The organism is Arthrobacter sp. efr-133-TYG-104, from assembly GCF_030208915.1.
Lineage (GTDB): Bacteria > Actinomycetota > Actinomycetes > Actinomycetales > Micrococcaceae > Arthrobacter.
Genome location: NZ_JARVTA010000008.1, coordinates 1 through 20,148, shown reverse-complemented (window position 1 = coordinate 20,148; position 20,148 = coordinate 1). Strand labels below are relative to the sequence as shown.

General features: G+C 62.1%; 18 protein-coding genes, 1 tRNA gene and 1 pseudogene. 10 read left to right on the top strand and 10 right to left on the bottom strand.

Annotated features, from left to right (window positions below; genetic code table 11):
• Positions 1-41 precede the first annotated feature (41 nt).
• Positions 42-1,397, top strand: coding sequence for a 4-aminobutyrate--2-oxoglutarate transaminase (gene gabT, locus QRN04_RS07735; protein ID WP_284975434.1), 1,356 nt, complete (start codon positions 42-44; stop codon positions 1,395-1,397).
• Between the two features lie 71 nt (positions 1,398-1,468).
• Here the strand turns inward: gabT and rarD are convergent, their stop codons facing one another.
• Positions 1,469-2,554 carry an EamA family transporter RarD gene (gene rarD / locus QRN04_RS07730; RefSeq protein ID WP_284975433.1) on the bottom strand — a complete coding sequence of 362 codons (1,086 nt, stop codon included), beginning with the start codon at positions 2,552-2,554 and terminating at the stop codon, positions 1,469-1,471.
• Positions 2,555-2,682: 128 nt separating this feature from the next.
• Between rarD and QRN04_RS07725 the strand changes: the two genes are divergently transcribed.
• From QRN04_RS07725 to QRN04_RS07705, 5 genes are all read left to right on the top strand, one after another.
• Positions 2,683-4,122, top strand: a complete 1,440-nt coding sequence (locus QRN04_RS07725) for an FAD-dependent oxidoreductase (protein WP_284975432.1) — start codon at positions 2,683-2,685, stop codon at positions 4,120-4,122.
• A 74-nt stretch (positions 4,123-4,196) separates the two neighbouring features.
• Positions 4,197-5,552, top strand: coding sequence for a sigma-54-dependent transcriptional regulator family protein (locus QRN04_RS07720; RefSeq protein ID WP_284975431.1), 1,356 nt, complete (start codon positions 4,197-4,199; stop codon positions 5,550-5,552).
• A 71-nt stretch (positions 5,553-5,623) separates the two neighbouring features.
• Positions 5,624-7,147 (top strand): acetaldehyde dehydrogenase ExaC, encoded by a 1,524-nt coding sequence (exaC, locus tag QRN04_RS07715; RefSeq protein WP_284975430.1) that lies wholly within the window; start codon positions 5,624-5,626, stop codon positions 7,145-7,147.
• Positions 7,148-7,173: 26 nt separating this feature from the next.
• The gene (locus QRN04_RS07710; RefSeq protein WP_284975429.1) at positions 7,174-7,590 is read left to right on the top strand and encodes a DUF779 domain-containing protein; all 417 of its coding nucleotides are present in this window, start codon (positions 7,174-7,176) and stop codon (positions 7,588-7,590) included.
• A 134-nt stretch (positions 7,591-7,724) separates the two neighbouring features.
• Complete coding sequence (locus QRN04_RS07705; RefSeq protein WP_284975428.1) at positions 7,725-9,293, top strand: amino acid permease; 1,569 nt, start codon at positions 7,725-7,727, stop codon at positions 9,291-9,293.
• A 107-nt stretch (positions 9,294-9,400) separates the two neighbouring features.
• Here the strand turns inward: QRN04_RS07705 and QRN04_RS07700 are convergent, their stop codons facing one another.
• The 3 genes from QRN04_RS07700 to QRN04_RS07690 all read right to left on the bottom strand — a co-directional run bounded on the left by QRN04_RS07700 (position 9,401) and on the right by QRN04_RS07690 (position 12,146).
• Positions 9,401-10,036, bottom strand: coding sequence for a DUF2461 domain-containing protein (locus QRN04_RS07700; RefSeq protein ID WP_284975427.1), 636 nt, complete (start codon positions 10,034-10,036; stop codon positions 9,401-9,403).
• Between the two features lie 121 nt (positions 10,037-10,157).
• On the bottom strand, positions 10,158-11,654 hold the full coding sequence (locus QRN04_RS07695) for a catalase (RefSeq protein WP_502868768.1): 1,497 nt from the start codon (positions 11,652-11,654) through the stop codon (positions 10,158-10,160).
• Between the two features lie 24 nt (positions 11,655-11,678).
• Positions 11,679-12,146 carry a Fur family transcriptional regulator gene (locus tag QRN04_RS07690; RefSeq protein WP_284975426.1) on the bottom strand — a complete coding sequence of 156 codons (468 nt, stop codon included), beginning with the start codon at positions 12,144-12,146 and terminating at the stop codon, positions 11,679-11,681.
• 132 nt (positions 12,147-12,278) lie between these two features.
• On the opposite strand from QRN04_RS07690, the gene QRN04_RS07685 reads away from it, so the two are divergent.
• The gene (locus tag QRN04_RS07685) at positions 12,279-13,550 is read left to right on the top strand and encodes an MFS transporter (protein ID WP_284975425.1); all 1,272 of its coding nucleotides are present in this window, start codon (positions 12,279-12,281) and stop codon (positions 13,548-13,550) included.
• Positions 13,551-13,626: 76 nt separating this feature from the next.
• On the top strand, positions 13,627-14,487 hold the full coding sequence (gene htpX, locus QRN04_RS07680; RefSeq protein ID WP_284975594.1) for a zinc metalloprotease HtpX: 861 nt from the start codon (positions 13,627-13,629) through the stop codon (positions 14,485-14,487).
• Positions 14,488-14,498: 11 nt separating this feature from the next.
• Here the strand turns inward: htpX and efeB are convergent, their stop codons facing one another.
• The 5 genes from efeB to QRN04_RS07655 form a co-directional block, all read right to left on the bottom strand.
• A complete protein-coding gene (gene efeB, locus QRN04_RS07675; protein ID WP_284975424.1) occupies positions 14,499-15,881 on the bottom strand; it encodes an iron uptake transporter deferrochelatase/peroxidase subunit in 1,383 nt (460 codons plus the stop codon).
• Positions 15,878-17,065 (bottom strand): iron uptake system protein EfeO, encoded by a 1,188-nt coding sequence (gene efeO / locus QRN04_RS07670; RefSeq protein WP_284975423.1) that lies wholly within the window; start codon positions 17,063-17,065, stop codon positions 15,878-15,880. Before efeO ends, efeB begins: the two co-directional genes overlap by 4 nt.
• Before the next feature lie 48 nt (positions 17,066-17,113).
• Positions 17,114-17,965: an iron uptake transporter permease EfeU gene (efeU, locus tag QRN04_RS07665; RefSeq protein WP_284975422.1), complete on the bottom strand. Its 852-nt coding sequence runs from the start codon at positions 17,963-17,965 to the stop codon at positions 17,114-17,116.
• A gap of 136 nt (positions 17,966-18,101) precedes the next feature.
• On the bottom strand, positions 18,102-18,245 hold the full coding sequence (locus QRN04_RS07660; RefSeq protein WP_284975421.1) for a hypothetical protein: 144 nt from the start codon (positions 18,243-18,245) through the stop codon (positions 18,102-18,104).
• A 100-nt stretch (positions 18,246-18,345) separates the two neighbouring features.
• Entirely contained in the window at positions 18,346-18,837 is a 492-nt protein-coding gene (locus QRN04_RS07655; RefSeq protein WP_284975420.1) for a YajQ family cyclic di-GMP-binding protein, read from the bottom strand.
• A gap of 178 nt (positions 18,838-19,015) precedes the next feature.
• On the opposite strand from QRN04_RS07655, the gene QRN04_RS07650 reads away from it, so the two are divergent.
• Complete coding sequence (locus QRN04_RS07650) at positions 19,016-19,282, top strand: hypothetical protein (RefSeq protein ID WP_284975419.1); 267 nt, start codon at positions 19,016-19,018, stop codon at positions 19,280-19,282.
• A 128-nt stretch (positions 19,283-19,410) separates the two neighbouring features.
• Positions 19,411-19,492 (top strand) — tRNA-Tyr (locus tag QRN04_RS07645).
• Positions 19,493-19,517: 25 nt separating this feature from the next.
• On the opposite strand, the pseudogene QRN04_RS07640 reads toward QRN04_RS07645, so the two are convergent.
• Positions 19,518-20,148: pseudogene (locus QRN04_RS07640) on the bottom strand (integrase core domain-containing protein); the annotation flags it as partial.

Here is a 20,148-nt window from a genome sequence, read left to right as displayed (position 1 = left end):
GCAGCCGCGTAACCGTACGAAATTCCCAGAAAGGCAACCTCATGACTACTACCGCGAACGAACTCTCGTACCGCATCGAGCAGAAGCGCAACATCAACGGCGCTTTCCCCGGGCCCAAGTCGCAGGCACTGGCCGAGCGCCGCTCCGCCGTCGTTGCGGCCGGCGTCGCCTCCGGCGTCCCCGTCTACGTTGAAGACGCCGACGGCGGCATCATCCGCGACGTCGACGGCAACTCCTTCATCGACCTCGGTTCGGGCATCGCCGTGACCAGCGTCGGCGCGTCCGATCCCGCCGTCGTCGCCGCTGTCCAGGAAGCCGCCGCGCACTTCACGCACACTTGCTTCATGGTGACCCCATACGAGGGCTACGTCGCCGTCGCCGAGCAGCTCAACCGCCTCACCCCGGGCGACCACGCCAAGCGCACTGTGCTGTTCAACTCCGGTGCCGAAGCTGTTGAGAACGCCGTCAAGGTGGCACGCTTGGCCACCGGCCGCGACGCCGTCGTAGCTTTCGACCACGCCTACCACGGCCGCACCAACCTGACCATGGCACTGACCGCCAAGGCCATGCCGTACAAGACCAACTTCGGCCCCTTCGCGCCCGAGGTCTACCGCATGCCCATGAGCTACCCGTTCCGTGAAGAGAACCCGGAGATCACCGGTGCCGAGGCCGCCAAGCGCGCCATCACCATGATCGAGAAGCAGATCGGTGGCGACCAGGTTGCCGCGATCATCATCGAACCGATCCAGGGCGAGGGCGGCTTCATCGTCCCGGCCGAAGGCTTCCTCCCGGCACTGGCCGCTTGGGCCAAGGAAAAGGGCATCGTCTTCATTGCTGACGAAGTCCAGTCCGGCTTCTGCCGCACGGGTGAATGGTTCGCCGTTGACCACGAAGGTGTTGTCCCGGACATCATCACCATGGCCAAGGGCATCGCCGGCGGCCTCCCACTGTCCGCCATCACCGGCCGCGCAGACCTGCTCGACGCCGTTCACCCGGGCGGCCTCGGCGGCACCTACGGTGGCAACCCGGTTGCTTGTGCTGCAGCCATCGCCGCAATTGGCACCATGGAGCAGCATGACCTCAACGGCCGTGCACGCCACATCGAAGAGCTGGCCCTGGGCAAGCTCCGCGAACTGGCATCTGAAGTTTCCGCGATTGGAGATGTCCGCGGCCGTGGCGCCATGCTGGCCATCGAACTCGTACAGCCCGGCTCCAAAGAGCCGAACGCCGAGCTCACCAAGGCAGTAGCCGCCGCGTGCCTCAAGGAAGGCGTCATCATCCTGACCTGCGGCACCTACGGCAACGTGATCCGCTTGCTCCCGCCGCTGGTGATCAGCGACGAGCTGCTCATCGACGGCCTCGAAGTTCTCGCTGCGGCCATCAAGGCCAACGCATAAGCTGCACCACGCAAGAGGAGGGCCGGGTTCATTCGTGAACCCGGCCCTCTCTCGCTTTAAATACTCAAATCCTACGCACCAGCCGCTGCCAGCCGGGAGCGCTTCTTCAACGCCGAGTTGTTCCGCGTTACACGAAGCATGTCCACCGTCAGCAACACCAAGGCCAGCCACACCACGCCAAAGCCGATCCAGCGCGCGGCCGTCATGGTTTCGTTGAACACCGTCAGCGCCACAATGAACTGAAGGATCGGCGCAAAATACTGGAGCAGCCCGATCGTGGTCATGGGCAACCGACGGGCAGAAGCACCGAAGAACAACAACGGCACCGCGGTGATGACGCCCGATGCCAGGAGCAGCCAGAAATGTCCCGGGCCCATCGAAGTGAGCGTCGCAGCAACGGAGCTTCCCAGAACCACCATGGTGATCGCTGCGAAGGGCGCCAGAACCACCGTCTCCACCGACAGGCTGGTCAGTGCGTCCACCTTTGGGCCCACCCGCTTTTTGACGAAGCCGTACAAGCCAAAGCTGAAGGCAAGGATCAAGGCGATCCACGGCAGCTGCCCGTAAGAGAACGTCAACACGCCCACGGCCAGGAAACCGATGACCACAGCGGCCCACTGCAGGCGGCGAAGCTTTTCCTTCAGGACGAAGACGCCGAGCAGCACCGACACCAGCGGGTTGATGAAGTAGCCCAAGGACGTTTCAACGGCGTGCCCTGTAGTGACTCCGAAGGTGTAGGTCAGCCAGTTAATGGCAATCAGCACCGCGGCCACGGCAAGGGGGCCAAACACGGAACGGTCCCTGAGCGCATTACCCAGGGCCTTCCAAGCCCGCGTGACCGTGATCAGAAGTGCGCAGAAAATCAGCGACCAGACAACGCGGTTGGCCACGATCTCAAGGGCCCCGGCGGGCTGAAGAATGAAGAAATAGAGGGGAAGGAGACCCCACAGGCCGTACGCGCCGATGCCGAACAGGATCCCCGCCGTCGACTCGCTACGCACGGGTTTGCCTGAGGTACCGGCACCGCCGGCTTTGCCCGCCGTACCCGGGCGGGCACCCGGCGTCGTGGGTTGCGTGGTGGAAGGTGGGCTGGAAGCTATCTGATCCGGTGTAGACACACTGTCGGCAACAGAGCCGGACCGCGCAATATTCCGCAATGTAACAGGGCTGTTGATGAAATGCCGTGACTCTTGCCATATAAGCGGCCCGGCGCGGAGCAGACCCCTAGAATTGGAGTCTGCACGCCCCTACGGCGGCGTGGCTCACTGCTTCGGAAGGGCTAACGGTGTCCAACTCAACCGATAACACTCCCCAACGGCCGCTTCGCGTTGCGATCATCGGTGCCGGCCCCGCCGGTGTCTATGCGGCGGACATCTTGACCAAGTCCACGGAGGTCAAAGAAGGCCGCGTGGAGGTCAGCATCGACCTCTTCGAGGCTTATCCCGCACCGTATGGCTTGATCCGGTATGGCGTTGCGCCTGACCATCCGCGAATCAAGGGCATCGTTAACGCGCTGCATAAAGTGCTGGACCGCGGCGATATCAGGTTCCTGGGCAACGTCACATATGGCCGGGACCTCACCCTCCATGACTTCCGTGCTTTCTATGACGCAGTGATCTTCTCCACCGGTGCCATCAAGGACGCAGACCTGAAGATTCCCGGCGTCGAGCTTGAGGGATCTTTTGGTGGAGCGGATTTTGTGTCCTGGTATGACGGCCATCCGGACGTTCCCCGGGATTGGCCACTGGATGCCAAGGAAGTTGCGGTGATCGGCAATGGCAACGTGGCCTTGGACGTAGCCCGCATGCTGGTCAAGCATCCTGAAGAGTTGCTGGTCACGGAGATTCCGGACAACGTCTACGCCGGGCTCAAGAAGTCCCCGGTCACCGACGTCCACGTCTTTGGCCGTCGAGGTCCCGCGCAGGTTAAGTTCACACCCTTGGAGCTGCGCGAGCTTTCGCACTGCAAGGACGTGGACATCGTGCTGTACCCGGAGGACTTCGAGTTCGACGACGCCTCCGACGAAGCGATACGCACCAACAATCAGATCAAAACCATGGTCAACACCATGACCAACTGGCTCGTTGAAGAACACACGGAGTCAGAGCAGCCGTCCTCCCGCCGCCTGCACCTTCATTTCCTGCACAGCCCAGCTGAAATCGTGGACTCGCCTGAGACCCCGGGAAAGGTGGCTGGAATGAAGTTCGAGCGCATGCAGTTGGATGGCACCGGAAACGTCAAGGGCACGGGGGAGTTCATCGAATACCCGGTCCAGTCCGTGTACCGTGCCATTGGCTACCACGGTTCGCCGCTGGAAGAGCTTGAGTACGATACCCGCCGTGGCGTCATACCGAACGACGGCGGACGCGTCCTGGATGCCGACGGAAACCACATGCCCGGCATCTATGCCACTGGCTGGATCAAACGCGGGCCCGTGGGCCTGATCGGGCATACCAAGGGAGATGCCTTGGAGACTGTTGGATTCCTGTTGGAAGACCGGCTGAACCTGCCACCCGCCCAGAACCCCGACCCGCAGGCGATCATCGATCTTTTGGATGATCGCGGGATTGAGTACACCACCTGGGAGGGCTGGAACCGGCTCGATGCCCACGAAACCGCGTTGGGTGCTTCCTGGTCGGCTTCGGATGAAAACCCGGACGGTGTGGTTCGTGAGCGCATCAAAGTTGTTCCACGTGAGGACATGATCAGAATTTCGCGTGGCTGACAATCTCCCGGTAACGAACTAGACTCCTGGGTACTGTGCCGCGCACCACCTGCGCAGCGCACTACGGGAGTTCCATGAAGAATTCAGTCCATCCTGCAGTTGCCGGTAGCGATGCCGGGAAGCTGTTGCAAAAGCGTGCCTTGGCCGGCCACGAACACTTGGACATTCTGCGCTCCAACTCATCCACCGAACTCTCCGGCCTGCGCCGATTGGTCCGCGAATCCTGGCAGCGTTCGGCCAGCCTGAAGGCCAATCCAGACGTCGCCGAAGCACCCCTCGCCATGGACAGCGATGAGCTGGAGCAGTACCGCCAGCATCATCCGTTGGCTGCCATCATGCCGGTCATCAGGAAACTCCTGGTCCAGCCCAGCCATGACAGCGGCCTCTTGGTGGCAGTGGGCGACGACGTTGGCCGGCTCTTGTGGGTGGACGGTGACCCTGCGATGCAGCGGCGTGCCGAAGGGATGATGTTCGTCGCCGGATCCGACTGGTCAGAAGCATCCGTTGGGACCAGCGCGCCCGGTACGGCCCTTGCCTTGGACCGCAGCATCCAGATCTCCGGCGCGGAACACTTCAAGAGGTCTGCCCATGCCTGGAGCTGCACCGCGGTGCCCTTCCATGACCCCGATTCCGGAGCTGTGCTGGGTGTTGTGGACATCACCGGTACGGATATCGCCGTGGCACCACACACGGTGTCCTTAGTGGAGGCAACTGTTGCTGCAGCCCAGGCGCAGCTTCGCATCGAACGCCTGCAGCGTGCCGCGGCTGTTCGGGACACGCCGCGTCGCCGCAGCGCGCTGCCGACTCCGAATCAGGCCTTGTATCGGAACAGCCTCCAGTTGCTCGGACGGGACCAAGCCCTGCTCAGCATTGCGGGCCGGACTGTTTCCCTGTCGGCACGGCACAGCGAGCTCCTGGCCGTCCTTTCCAGCCACCCTGGCGGTCTCAGCGCAGAGGACTTGTGCGCCGAGCTCTATCCAAGTGGTGGATCCCCGGCGACACTTCGCGCCGAGATGGTACGTCTGCGCAAGGTCCTCCACCAGCTCAGCCCGGATGCGGTTCCCGAGTCACGGCCCTACCGGCTGCCCGTCGAGTTGCTTCCTGACTCCGGGCAAGTACTGAACTGCCTGCAGCGAGGCGCGCACCGCATCGCCTTGGAAATCTACAAAGGTGCTGTCCTGCCGCGTTCGGAGGCGCCCGGCGTCGTGCACTTGCGCGAGCGCCTCTCCCACGTGCTGCGCGAAGCGTTGCTCAGTGACGGTAGCGTCGATTCGCTCCTCAAGTACGCTGAACTGCCCGAGGCGAAGTACGACGTCGACCTCCGCCTTGCCCTCCTCAGGCTGCTGCCGCCGCGCTCGCCTCGCCGCGCCGCCGTCGTCATTGACCTCGAACGCATCGACAGTGAGCTGGCTCACAAGGTTGCAACGTAGCTGCAACGTAGCGGCTCCTAGGCTCGGATTAACGGCGACAGCCACCGTGATTCGCAGCAAAGGAGCTAGCAATGACCGTTTACGCCCAGCCAGGTGCCGAGGGTTCGAAGGTTACCTTCAAGGACCGGTACGAGAACTGGATTGGCGGCGAGTGGGTTGCCCCGGTCAAGGGTGCCTACTTTGAGAACATCACACCGGTGACCGGCAAGGCGTTCTGCGAGGTTGCCCGTGGAACGTCCGAGGACATCGAACTGGCCCTGGACGCCGCCCACAAAGTCGCGCCTTCTTGGGGGAAGACCTCGGCCACCGAACGCGCGGCCATTCTCAACAAGATTGCCGACCGTATCGACGAGAATGTGGAGATGCTCGCCGTTGCGGAAACGTGGGACAACGGCAAGCCCATCCGTGAAACGCTCAATGCCGATATCCCCTTGGCCGCCGACCACTTCCGCTACTTCGCCGCAGCCGTTCGTGCCCAGGAAGGCCACCTTTCCCAGCTCGACGAGGACACCACGGCGTACCACTTCAAGGAACCGTTGGGCGTGGTGGGCCAGATCATTCCGTGGAACTTTCCCATCCTCATGGCCGTGTGGAAGCTGGCTCCGGCCTTGGCAGCCGGCAATGCCGTGGTGCTCAAGCCGGCCGAGCAGACGCCGTCGTCCATCCTTGTCCTGATGGAACTGATCAGCGGTCTTCTGCCTGCGGGCGTGGTGAACGTCGTCAATGGCTTCGGGGTTGAAGCCGGAAAGCCGTTGGCTTCGAGCCCGCGCATCCGCAAGATCGCCTTCACGGGCGAGACCACCACAGGGCGCCTCATCAGCCAATATGCATCCAACAACCTCATTCCTGTCACCTTGGAACTGGGCGGTAAGAGCCCTAACATCTTCTTTGACGACGTCGCAGCCCGGGACGATGCCTTCTACGACAAAGCCCAGGAAGGCTTCACGCTCTTCGCCTTCAACCAAGGTGAGGTGTGCACCTGCCCCTCCCGCGCGCTGGTCCAAGAGGGAATTTACGATTCGTTCATGGCCGACGTCATCGCCCGGACGCAGAAAATCATCCAAGGCAACCCGCTGGACACTGACACGCAGGTGGGTGCCCAGGCGTCCAACGACCAGCTCGAGAAGATCCTCTCCTACATCGACATCGGAAAGCAGGAAGGCGCCAAGATCCTCACAGGCGGCGCGCGGGCCGAACTCTCCGGTGAACTGGGCGAGGGCTACTACGTCCAGCCCACCATCTTCGAAGGCCACAACCGGATGCGCATCTTCCAGGAAGAGATTTTTGGTCCGGTGGTGTCCGTTACTAAATTCAGCGATTACAACGACGCCATCGGTATCGCCAACGACACCCTGTACGGGCTTGGCGCAGGTGTTTGGTCGCGCGACGGAAACGTCGCTTACAGGGCCGGACGGGAAATCCAGGCCGGCCGCGTGTGGATCAACAACTACCACGCCTACCCGGCCGGCGCTGCCTTCGGCGGATACAAATCCTCGGGCATCGGCCGTGAAAACCACGCCATGATGCTGGACCACTACCAGCAGACCAAGAACCTCCTGGTCAGCTACAACGAGAACAAGCTCGGCTTCTTCTAGGAGCCAGCCACCAGGGAAGGTTCACCATGAACAACCCCAGCTTGGACGCTGCGGTGACGTTGCCCGGGGAGGATTTCTCCCGGGTGGCGCTCACCGCGGCGGCCGTGGAGCTCCTACGTAAACTGTGGCTCCAGCACGGGCCACTGATGTTTCATCAGTCCGGGGGCTGTTGCGACGGCTCGTCCCCGATGTGCTTTCCCGCCGGGGAATTCCTCACCGGGGACTCCGATGTCCTCCTCGGAAGGTTCGACGTCGGATCGGTTCAGGAACCGCAGCCGCTGGAATTCTGGATGTCCAAGGAACAATTCGCCTATTGGTCGCACACCCACCTCACCGTGGACGTGGTCCTTGGCAGGGGAAGCGGGTTTTCGGTTGAGGCACCCGAGGGCAAACGGTTCCTCATCAGGTCTACCCTGATGGATTGGAATGTTCCTGGGATGTGACGAGGGGCCGTGAATCGGCTATTGGGTAACGACTATCCGGGCGTCTCAGTATCTGGAATAACTGGGGCCGTCCATTGGCCGGACACTATTCTTGATGAGTCCATCACCAGCCTCCTCCAGAATGTGGCACCTTTATGAACATTTTCAGGACCAAGTCGATCGAGCAATCGATCGCCGACGCCGATGAGCCCGGGCGTAAGCTCAAGCGCAGCCTCAGTACCTGGGACTTGATGATTATGGGCGTGGCCGTTGCGGTTGGCGCCGGGATATTCTCCGTTGGGGCCAAAGCCGCAGCGAACTTTGCCGGTCCGGCCGTCACGATCTCCTTTGCCATCGCTGCTGTTACGTGTGCCCTGGCCATCATGTGCTACGCGGAATTCGCCACGGCGATCCCGGTGGCCGGCTCCGCGTATGTGTTCACCTACGCGACCATGGGTGAAGTGCTCGCGTGGATCATTGGCTGGAACCTCATCCTGGAACTGTTTACCGCCGCGGCAGTGATCGCCAAATATTGGGGGATCTACCTCAGCAAGGTTTTTGCCTTGATGGGTGTTGACGTTCCGCCGGCGTTGAACGTCGGCGGCGTCGACCTCTACTGGGGTGCGTTCCTCATCGTCGCAATCTTTACCGTCCTGCTGGTCCTGGGGACCAAGTTGTCCGCACGCGTGGGCAATGTCTTCACGATCATCAAGATCGCCGTGGTGCTCTTTGTGATCATCGTGGGCTTCAGCTACGTCAAGTTCTCCAACTTCACGCCCTTCGTTCCCGCCTCGCAGCCGACCGCCGGAGCTGGTGCAGGCGACGTGATGAAGCAGTCCTTCTTTGGTTTCCTCACTGGCGCGGTCCCCGCCCAATACGGAACCTTAGGCATCTTTGCTGGTGCTGCGCTGGTGTTCTTCGCGTTCATTGGCTTCGACGTCGTGGCGACTTCCGCCGAGGAGGTCAAGAATCCGCAGAAGACCTTGCCGCGAGGGATCTTCAGCGGCCTGGCTGTGGTCACCCTGCTCTACATCCTGGTCTCGCTTGCCCTCACCGGCATGGTTTCCTACGCCCAGCTGGCCCAGGAAAAGAACCCCACCCTGACTACGGCTTTCGAGGCCGTAGGTAACACCGATGCCGCCAAGGTCATCGCTTTTGGCTCGTTGATAGGCCTGACCACGGTGATCATGGTGCTTCTTATGGGCCTCTCACGTGTGGTCCTGGCAATGAGCCGGGACGGATTGTTGCCCCGTGCCCTTTCGAAGACCAGCGCCAAACGATCCACCCCCGCGCGCCTGCAGATCATTTGCGGCGGTGCCGTTGCCTTGGTGGCCGGGCTGACGAACGTGGATCTGTTGGAAGAAATGATCAACATCGGGACACTGTCCGCGTTCGTGATGGTCAGCCTTGGCATCCTTGTCCTCCGCAAAAAGCGTCCCGACCTCAAGCCCGCGTTCAGGGTCCCCTTGGGTAAGGTGCTCCCATGGGTTTCTGCGGTCCTGTGCGTGTACCTGATGACAAACCTCGCTGTTGAGACGTGGATTTTCTTCGCCATCTGGTTGGTCATTGGCATCGTCATCTACTTCTCCTACGGACAACGCCATTCGAGGCTCAATGAGAAGTTCGCCTCGGCAAAAGCCGCGGTTAACGCTCCCGGTGGTGGCGCTGCCTACGATGCCGAAACAAGCGGTGGGTCCACGGACAGCAGCTACACCAAGGTCTGAACCCCCCCTAGCTGCCTGTCGGACAGCTAACGCCTCAGTGCTTTTGGAGCGCCCGGAACGGATGGTTCCGGGCGCTCTTTCATGCACTCTTGCCGGGTTGCCTCCCGTTAGGGAGCGGCATGAACGCTGACCCATTGCACCAGGGGCTTGAGCGCTTCCCAACGAGCGGCGACGTGTTCCACCGCAGCGTCCGTCGAGACCCAGGCAGGCTCTCCCAGATGCTCACGGGCAGATAGCGTCTTATGTTTGAGCAGCTCACCCCGGGGGTGGTCTTTGTCGAAACCGCGGGGAACGGTTTTGAGTTTTTCGCCCTCGACGGTAAACCCGGCTGAGGTCACGGAGTCCATGATGTGCTCCAACTCCAAGCCACTGTCCGGAGCGTCAACTGCGGCCCTGAAGCGCGTCAGTTGGGCTGGTGTGTGGGAATGGTATCCGCCGCCCACCAACAGACCGTCAGCGCTGACCTGGAGGTAATAGCCCACGCCCTCCTGGATCGCAGCGAAAGCTCCCTGTGCCGTCTTGTACGGAGACTTGTCCTGCGAAAACCTGACGTCCCGATTGGGACGAAAAATTTTGGCTGCCCCGAACTCCGGCTCCAACTCCGCAAGAAGAGCTGCCAACGGACCCCGCACGCAGTCGTCGTACGTCTTTTTGTGTTCCAACCACCACTCGCGGTTGTTGTTCTCTTCAAGCTCGGCGTAGAAGCGGAATGCAGCGGTCGGGATGCCCTCGAATGTGCTCATGAGAAGATCCTATGGATCGGGGCCGCGCCACAACCATAGGCCGCTATGGCTATGTGGAAAAAGAAAAGGGACACCCCGCCACGGAGATTCCGTGACGGGGTGTCCCAAGAAGCCGTAGAGCTTAGAGCTTGTTGGCTGCTTCAGCGTCGGACGTGGTCTGGCCGGCACCGAGGTTGGCGCGCAGCTTGGCACCGAGTTCGGCGTCGACGTTGGTCCAGTACTGGATAGCGCGTTCCTTGATATCGGCGCTCTTCACGCCACCGACGGCACCGGTGATCGTATCGAGGAAGCGGGCCTTGGCAGCTTCATCGTAGACCTCGCGGTACAAGGTTCCGGCCTGGCCGAAGTCGTCGTCCTCAGCGTGCAGGGTGTGAGCGGAGAGGGTCAGTTCTCCATCATTCTCCCAGCCGCCGGCGGGGGAGAGGGGCTCCACCGCTGCAGGTCCACCGACTGAGTTCGGCGCGTATACCGGAGTGGTGGGTGCGTTGAACAGGTAGCGGCCCTGGCCGTCCTGGCTGTAGTTGTGCACAGCGTTCTTCGGCTGGTTCACGGGGATCTGTGCGTGGTTGGTGCCCACGCGGTAACGGTGCGCGTCTGCGTAGGAGAAGATGCGGGCCTGCAGCATCTTGTCCGGTGAAGCAGCGATCCCCGGAACGAAGTTCGACGGCGCGAAGGTGGCCTGCTCGATCTGCGCGAAGTAGTTCTCCGGGTTTTTGTTCAGTTCCATGGTGCCCACGTGGATCAGCGGGTAGTCAGAGTGCGGCCACACCTTGGTGAGGTCGAACGGGTTGAACCGGTACGTCTTGGCGTCCTCATACGGCATCACCTGGACGTGCAGTTCCCACGAGGGGAAGTTGCCGGCGTCGATGTTTTCCTGCAGGTCGCGGATGTAGAAGTCTGCATCCGAGCCGGCAAGTGCTTCTGCCTGGTCTCCGGTCATGGAGTCCACGCCCTGGTTGGATTTGAAGTGGTACTTGACCCAGAAACGCTCGCCGGCCTCGTTGATCCACTGGTACGTGTGCGAGCCGTAGCCCTGCATTTCACGCCAGGAAGCCGGAAGGCCGCGGTCGCCCATGAGCCAGGTCACCTGGTGCGCCGACTCCGGGGAGAGCGTCCAGAAGTCCCACTGCATATCGGCGTCACGCAGGTGGCTGCCCGGGAGGCGCTTCTGGGAGTGGATGAAGTCCGGGAACTTGATGCCGTCGCGGATGAAGAACACCGGTGTGTTGTTGCCGACGAGGTCGTAGTTGCCCTCGGAGGTGTAGAACTTCACCGCGAAACCGCGAGGGTCGCGCCACGTGTCCGGGGAGCCGTTTTCGCCTGCGACGGAGGAGAAACGGATCAGCATATCCGTCTCGACGCCGGGCTGCAGGAAGGCTGCTTTGGTGTATGCGGAAACGTCCGAGGTGGTTTTGAACGTACCGAAAGCTCCGCCGCCCTTGGCGTGAACTACGCGCTCCGGGACCCGCTCGCGGTTGAACTGGGCGAGCTTTTCCACAAGGTAGTGGTCAGTCAGGATGATGGCACCGTCAGCGCCGACGGACTGTGAGTGAGCGTCCGAGGTGACGGGGGCACCGGACTGGGTGGTCGACTGAACGGGCGTGATATTCGCGGTCATCGTTCTCCTTTTTCTATTTCTTGGTTACGTGAGGTTTACGGGAAGCTGTTGTTTGGACTGGCAGTCCTGGCAGATGCCTTGGTAGAGGACGTCTGCGATCCGGATGGTCATGGGCTTGGAGTTCCCACTCCAGTGCGGCGTGAGGCACGGTGCGTGGCCCACAGCGCAATCGACGTCTTCAACACGGCCGCAACTGGTACAGACGGCGTGGTGGTGGTTGTCGCCCACCCGGGTTTCATAAAGTGCGGGGGAATGCGGTGGCTCGAACCGGCGCAGCATCTCAAGGTCAGTCAGGTCGCTGAGGACCACATAGACGGACTGCGCCGTTAGTTCCGGAAGCTCCTGGCGGGCGGCCGCGAGTATTCCTTCGGCGGGTGAGTGCGGGTGGTGCTGGACTGCTGCAAGCACAGCCAGGCGCTGTTTGGTGACTCGCCGGCCGTGGGCACGCAGCTCAGCGGCCCATGTCTCCTGTTCGGCTGTGAGTGCGGTCATGCATTCATTGAAGCACTTATTATTAGGAGTTCACAATAAGGCGTGGCTAACTTGGCGTGAACAAACCAGAACCTGCCGTTTAACCCGCTCGTCCTGCGGCCCGGGCTGGTGCGCGCTGATTAGGCTTACACGGTGGCAAAACTATTGGCGGACATCACCCCCCTCAAGGAGAGCCCCGCATTTCGACGACTCTGGCTGGGGGCGTCCGTAGCCGCCGTCGGTTCCCAACTGACCTTGGTAGCTGTCAGTTTGGAGGTCTACCGGCTGACCCAACAGAGCCTCTATGTCGGCTTGCTCGGCGTCTTCGCCTTGGTGCCCCTCGTCGTTGCGGGACTGTATGGCGGATCAGTGTCAGATGCCTACGACCGCCGGAAAGTTGCACTGATTGCTTCCCTGGTCCTGTGGGCATCCACGGCGGGTTTGGCGCTGCAGGCATGGTTGCACCTAGGCAACATCTGGATCCTCTACGTGTTGGTAGCTATCCAGAGCGGCGCCCAGGGAATCAACGGACCCGCACGCAGCGCGATCATCCCGCTGTTGGTCCGCAAGGAATTGCTTCCAGCTGCAAATGCGCTCAACATGCTCACCTTCGGCCTTTCGATGACGGCCGGGCCATTGCTGGCAGGCGTACTGGTAGCGAGCATCGGCTTCGGCTGGACTTACACCATCGATGTCATCAGTTTCACGTTCGCGCTGTGGGGCCTTTTGGGACTCCCGGCCATGCCGCCATCCCACGACGCCGCCCGGCCGGGACTTCGCTCAGTGGTGGAGGGATTCCGGTTCCTCGGCACACGCCCCAACGTCCGCATGACCTTCATCATCGACCTCATCGCCATGATCTTCGCCCAGCCGCGCGCTCTGATGCCGGCTATCGGAGCCGTGATGATCGGGGGCGGCGAAACCACAGTAGGGGTGCTCCTCGCGGCAACGGCGGTCGGTGCATTTCTCGCGGGCCTCTTCTCGGGACCGCTGGGACGGGTCCGACGGCAAGGGAGCGCAGTTGTGTGGTCCGTGATCGGCTGGGGTGGTTCCATCGCCGCCTTTGGCCTGGTGGTCCTCCTGGCCGGTGAATCAGGGCGTGGAGGCGTGACATCCTGGCTGATTCCCGCGGCTCTTTGCTGCGCGCTCGCCGGAATCGCGGATTCGGTCAGCGCCGTGTTCCGAACCACCATTCTCCAGTCGGCCACGCCTGACCATCTCCGTGGGCGCCTGCAAGGTGTGTTCGTGGTGGTGGTTGCCGGTGGCCCACGCATCGGTGACCTGGTTGCCGGCGGGGTCACCCGATTCCTCAGCGAGGGTGGGGTGCTGCTCGCGGGAGGGATGGTCTGCATGGTCCTGGCCCTGCTGGCCGCGCGAATCCAGCCCGGATTTGCGGCGTACGATGCCAAACACCCGACGCCGTAGGAACAGGACGGCCGCCGTCGTCGTTAAGGTCATTAGCTAATCCACGCGAGAACCGACGAAAGGGACGATGACAACGGTGCGAAACCACAACAACGGCCTCAAGACCGCCGCACTCTTTGGCGTGCTATGGGCGGTGTTGCTGGGACTGGGCGCCATCATCGGCGCCGGAACGCGGAGTGCCGCGCCGCTGTGGATCATGGCCTTGCTGGGTGTGGCCACCACGGCTTACGGCTACTGGAACAGCGATAAAATCGCGATTCGCTCCATGGCCGCCTATCCGGTCAGCGAAGCGCAGGCCCCGCAGCTCTATCAGATCGTCCGCGAGCTTTCGATGCGGGCCAACCAACCCATGCCGCGGATCTACCTCTCGCCCACCATGACGCCCAACGCCTTCGCCACAGGCCGGAACCCCAAGAACGCCGCCGTGTGCTGCACGGAAGGGATCCTGCACTTGCTCGACGCGCGGGAACTCCGGGGCGTGCTGGGCCACGAGCTTATGCATGTGTACAACCGCGACATCCTGACATCTTCGGTTGCCGCCGCGGTGGCTGGGGTCATCACGTCCGTGGGGCAGATGTTGTTGTTCTTCGGCGGCGGGGACCGTCGCAACGCAAACCCGCTCGCCATGATCGCAATGGCACTGTTGGCGCCTTTTGCCGCGTCCTTGATCCAGATGGCCATCTCGCGCACGCGGGAGTACGACGCCGATGAGGACGGAGCTCGGTTGACCGGCGATCCGCTGGCGCTTGCCTCGGCCCTGCGCAAGGTCGAGAACGGCGTCACACAGATTCCTCTCCCGCAGGACCAGAACCTCGTGAATGCTTCGCATCTCATGATCGCGGATCCATTCCGTGGCGGCGGAATGCGGCGGATTTTTGCCACGCATCCGCCCATGAAGGAAAGGATCAGCCGTCTGGAGCGAATGGCGGTCCGTTAGCCCCCGCCGGGTTAGGAGAACAGGCCTTCGCCGATGAAGCCACCCTGCTTAATGCCCGGTGGCACGGCGAACAGCCCCGAGCCTGTGTGTTTGAGGTAGTCCACGGATAGGGTGTCGCCCTTGGCCAGTGCCACTTGCATGGGCACGTAGTGGGTCCGAGGATCCTTGACGAACGCGATGAAGAACAACCCCGCATCCAAGTGGCCTAGGCCGTCAGAGCCGTCCGTGAAGTTGTAACCGCGGCGCAGCATCCGTACGCCGTCGTTCTGGTCTGGATGGGCGAGACGCATGTGCGAGTTAAGGGGGACCAAGGGGACTCCGTCCCGCCCGGCGAGCTTGAAGTCGGGAGCGCTGAACTCGTCGCCTCCGGACAGGGGCGCCCCGGTGCCCTTGGTGCGACCGATCAAACCCTCCTGTTCCCGAAGCGACGTCCTGTCCCACGTCTCTATGTGCATCTGGATCCGGCGTGCCACAAGGTAGCTTCCCCCGGCCATCCACTGCTCCCCGGCACGATCACCGGGAGCCACCCACACATGGTCGTTCACGAGGGAGTTGTCCTCCACTTTGAGGTTGTTGGTGCCGTCCTTGAAGCCAAAGAGGTTCCGGGGTGTCGCCTGCGCCCTTGAGGTGGATGAAGTGCGCCCAAAACCCAACTGCGACCAGCGCACCCGGACCTTGCCGAAGCCGATCCGGGCCAGGTTGCGGATGGCGTGGACTGCCACTTGGGGGTCGTCGGCGCAGGCCTGGATGACGATGTCCCCGCCAGTGCGCCCGGGCTGAAGAGCGTCCCCAGGAAAGTGCGGAAGATCGATCAGGGCTTCGGGGCGGCGTCCCTCCAGGCCGAATCGGGCCTTGCCGTCCTTCTCGAAAAGCCCCGCCCCAAAGCCAAACGTCAAGGTCAAATGTGCGGCGGCGAGATCCAGCGCCTCCCCGGTGTCCTCGGGCGGAGCGTTGTACGGTCCGTCGACGGCGCCAGTCTCGCCGGTGGGCTTGCCGGCAGTCATGGCCTCCGCTGCGGCGGTCCAATCACGCAGGAGCTTGATCAGGTCCTTGCGGTCCTCGGTGGTTACATCGAAAGCGGCCATGTGGAGGCGGTCCTGGGCGGGAGTGGTGATTCCGGCCTGATGGTCGCCGAAGAAAGGCACCACGGCGGCATCGGTGCCAGGCGCGGTAGCTGCTGCCGATGTGGCCGCGACTGCGTCGTGGCCTAGAAACCCGGCAGCCAGGCCGGCGACGGCCCCGGCACCGCCAATGCCCGCAATGGACAGCAAACCGCGGCGCGAAAAGCCGCTCGTCCGTCGAGGTTCGTTCGCTGCACCGCCGTCGGCTGCACCGCCGTCGGCTGCACCGCCGTCGGAAACCTCCCCGGTGTGTCCGAAAGGACAGCCGCTCACAGCACCACCGAAGCGGTGAGCTTGGAGAGGGGTTCGCCCAACGCGTCGACCAAGGCCGCAAGCTGCTGCACCTGGTCCTTGCTGAGCTCGTTGTAGTAGGCAAAGCCGTCGACCTTGGCGTGCTTTTTCAGCTCTGTTTGAAGGGCGGTGAATTTCTCGTCCAGTGAGGTGGCGAGAGCCGCATCCTTTTCCTTCAGTGCAGGCTTGAGACTTTCGAAGGCGATCCGGGCGCCGTCAACATTGGCTTGGAAATCCCAGAGGTCGGTGTGCGACCAGATCTCTTCCTCGCCGGTGACCTTACCGGTGGCCACCTCATCGAGGAGTTCCTTGGCGCCATTGCCGAGCTTGTCCGCCGTCAGCGTCACGGACCGGGTCCGTTGGACCAGATCCTCCGTGTTGGCGACCAGCTTGGTGGAGACAGCCTGGCGTTCCGCCTGCGTCATAGGTGTGTACCCGGCGGGTGGGAACAGGTCTTTTTCAGCCCGGTGCCAGCCGGTCCATTCCTGCCCCGGCTCAAGGTCCGCCTCGCGGGCGTCCAATTTCGGATCGAGATCAGAAAAGGAACCCGCTACTGGTTCGATGCGTTCCCAGTGCATGCGCGTGGCTGCATAGAGATTACGCGCCTTGGCCGCGTCTCCGGCAGCGAAGGCAGCCGCGAAGTCTTTGGTCCCCGTCAGCAATTGATCGCTCTGGTCCTTGACGTAGGCTGCGTACTGCTGGGTCCCGGTATCCAGGAGTTTCTGGTGGTCGGCATTGACGCTGGGCTTGTTGCGCGAGTCCGTGACCTCGAAGGCGCCGCGGATACCGTCCCCCTGCATCCCCGGCTTGCACGCCGTGGTGTACTTGCCAGCGGAAACCGTGACAACCAGGTTCCGGGTGATGCCTGGCCCGATGTTTTCCACTTCGCCGAGGATGCGCAAGCCATCTTCGGCGAGCAGATAGTACTCGGTGATTTCGGTTCCGTCGTTCTTCACAGAGAACGTCAGGGTGCCACTCGGGGCGCTGCTGGCGGATACCTTGCACTCGGTTGCGGTGCTGCTCACCTGAATGGGGCCGCCAGTTGCGCTCGCAGGTTTGGCATTGTCCGTGCAACCAGTCAGTACCAAAGGCACTGCGACTGATACGCCGAGCACGGCAAGGACTCTACGGAATGTGGGCGAAGCGGGCATGGGGGTGCCAGGCATGGACGTGTCCTTTAAGTTCGAGGGGAAGCGAGTGTGAGCGGGACGGGATCAGGGGTGCGCGGTGACCGCGGCAGCCGGACTGCGTACCGGTTGCGCAGCAGGAGACCTATTGGCGCGGATGTACAGGAACAGCACGGGAATGACGTACATTAACCAGACCGTGGCCTCGAGCCAAGTGGTTGCGGGGGAGAAGTTCAGGGTGCCTTTGAACAAGGTGCCGTACCACGACGACGGCGGCACGGCGGCTGAGACGTCGAAGGCCAGGCTGTGCAGGCCGGGGAAGATGCCGGCTTCCTGCAGGTCATGGACGCCGTAAGCCAACACGCCCCCGGCGATGATAATCAGTCCAACTCCGGTCCAAGTGAAAAAGCGGCCCAGGTTCACTTTCAGGACTCCCCGGTGCAGCAGGTACCCAAGGCCAGCGGCAGCCAAGAGACCGAGCAATGCACCCAACAGTGGAAGAGTGCTTGCTCCGGTGGACTGCGCGGCGGCCCAAATGAACAGAGCTGTTTCCAGCCCTTCACGGCCCACGGCCAGTGCTGCCACTAAGACAAGTCCCCATGCGGCGCCGTCGGCAGCCTTATCCACGTGCGAGCGCAACTCGCCGCCCAGGCTGCGCGCCGTGCGCGCCATCCAGAAGACCATCCAGGTCACCAAGGCGACAGCGACTATGGACAGGCCGCCACCGATTGCCTCCTGTGCCTCGAAGGTCAGCCCGCGGGGACCGAAGGTCAGGAGGGCGCCGAATCCAAGGGATACAGCGATGGCGAGGGCAACGCCGGCCCATAGCCTCGGGATCAAAGACTGCCTGCCTGTTTTGACGAGGTAGGTCATCAGGAGGACAACGACGAGCGATGCCTCGAGGCCTTCGCGCAGGCCGATCAGGAAATTGGCGGTCATGATCAATTCTTTCGCTAAGGGGAGCCGTACTTAGGCTCGCCTAATGAGAAAGAATACTGTGTGGTGGTCATTACGCAAAGTTTTCGTGACGTAATGAAGAAGTCACTGATGGGTGTGGGCGCTGCGTCGTGGCGACCTATGTGTTTTTGCCCTTGAGGATGAGCAGGAGCTTGAGGCCGACGGCGACTTCGTCCGGGTTATCCGAGGATCGGAGGTCTTCGGCGAACTGGTGGATGTCGGCGAGCTTGTCACCGGTTGCGGGGCGTAGTTCAGTTGTCACCGTCATACGGTGACAGCACATTCTGAGCGTAGCTGAGGAGACGACGAGGGCCGCAGGAGCACAATTGCTCGCTGCGACCCTCGGTGCCTGCGGAACGGACTTAGCTGCGGAAGTTGACGAACTGAAGATCCGCTTCGTCGAACTTCTTCAGGATATTCATGGTCTCCTGCAGGTCATCGCGGGACTTGGAGGTGACGCGCAGTTCATCGCCCTGAATCTGGGACTTTACTGACTTGGGGGCCTCATCGCGGATGATCTTGTTGATCTTCTTCGCGATGTCTTGGGCGATGCCCTCCTTGATGGAGCACTCAAGGCGGAACTCCTTGCCCGAGGGGAACGGTTCGCCCTGCTCCAACGATTTCAGTGAGATGCCGCGTTTGATGAGCTTGGACTGGAACACATCCAGGACAGCGAGTACGCGGTCCTCCGAGTTGGCCTTCATCAGGATCTTTTCACCGCTGAAATCGATCTCTGCGCCCACGCCCTTGAAGTCGTAACGCTGGGCGATCTCCTTCTGGGACTGGTTGAGCGCGTTGGCGACCTCTTGCTTGTCTACCTTGCTGACGACGTCGAACGTGGATTCGCCTGCCATGACTCTCCTTAGGTTGGGGGCCCTTTAAGGGCGGTTGGTCTGGCATCCAGCCTAGTACGGACGGCCACTGTTGGAGCGGTGGACAGCTTTCACAGTTCGCTCACAGCACACGCTTGGCTGGAACCGAGGACCTGGCCGGAGAGTTGTACCAAGTTGAAGAGCACAACCGGAGGTAAGCATGAGCACCAAGGCCGTCCGTTACGTCGGTAAGTCCGCCTCTGCGGCAGCGGGTTCTATCGGCACGGCAGCAGTAGCGGCAGCAAGTGTGGTCGCTGCAGCCGCCGTCGCGGCATCCATAGTCCTCAGCCCCGTCCCTAACGCCGACGCGCGAATGGACGGCATCCACACTGATCTGCTCCGTGCTGTGCAGCTAAACCAGATCACCGCCGAGCAGGCCCAAAAGTTCGAAGCGAGGCTTGCTGGCCGAATCCTCGGGCAGGCTTGAAATACCGTAGCCTCGAGGCCCGGGTTTGCCGATTAGATTCTTCGCGGGAAGTTCTGTAAGGTTGTCTCTGCCTTCGGTTACCGGATCGGAAAGAAATGGTCTCCGGAAGTGATCTTCTTTTGAAGTTCGGCAGATTACCCGAGCGGCCAAAGGGGGCTGACTGTAAATCAGCTGGCAACGCCTACGGGGGTTCGAATCCCTCATCTGCCACAAGTGTGATGAGTCGAGACATCCTTCACGGATGAGTCGAGTCATCGGTTACACCCCGGTCTTCGGACCGGGGTGTTTTTCTTTGTCCGGATTCTCTGGGTTGGTAGTTCTTGGTGGGGTCGATGGTGAGTTCGCGGATGATCTCGCCGGTGGTTGCGTTGCTGATGGTGACGTCGGCGTCGTGGATGAGCATGAGGACGTGCGTGCCGGCGTGGGCGCGGCCGATGCCGAGGTGGCGGAGGCGTCCGGCGTGGCGGAGGGTGAGTTTCCCGAATTTGTCGACGCGGTCAACGCGGCGGCGCCAGTGGTCTCCTTGTTTCGCTCCGGCGGGTGCTGCTTTGGGTGTCGCGGCGTAGGCGGCGGCGGGCGTTCGGCGGCCCAGGGCGCGGTGGGGGCTTTCGTGGTTGTAGATCTCCGGAACGTGTCCAGTTGTTTGTTGAGGTCTTTCAGGGTGTGGGCGCGGGGTTGCCCGGTGAGCCAGCGTTTGAGGGTTTGGTGGAACCGTTCGATTTTTCCTTGGGTTTGCGGGTGCCCGGGGCGGCCGTTCTTTTGGGTGATGCCCACGGACGCGATGAGGGTTTCGAAGGCGTTCCGGCCGCCGCGGCCGCCGGCGAGGCGGGTGGTGTAGACCATGCCGTTGTCGGTCAGGGTGGAGG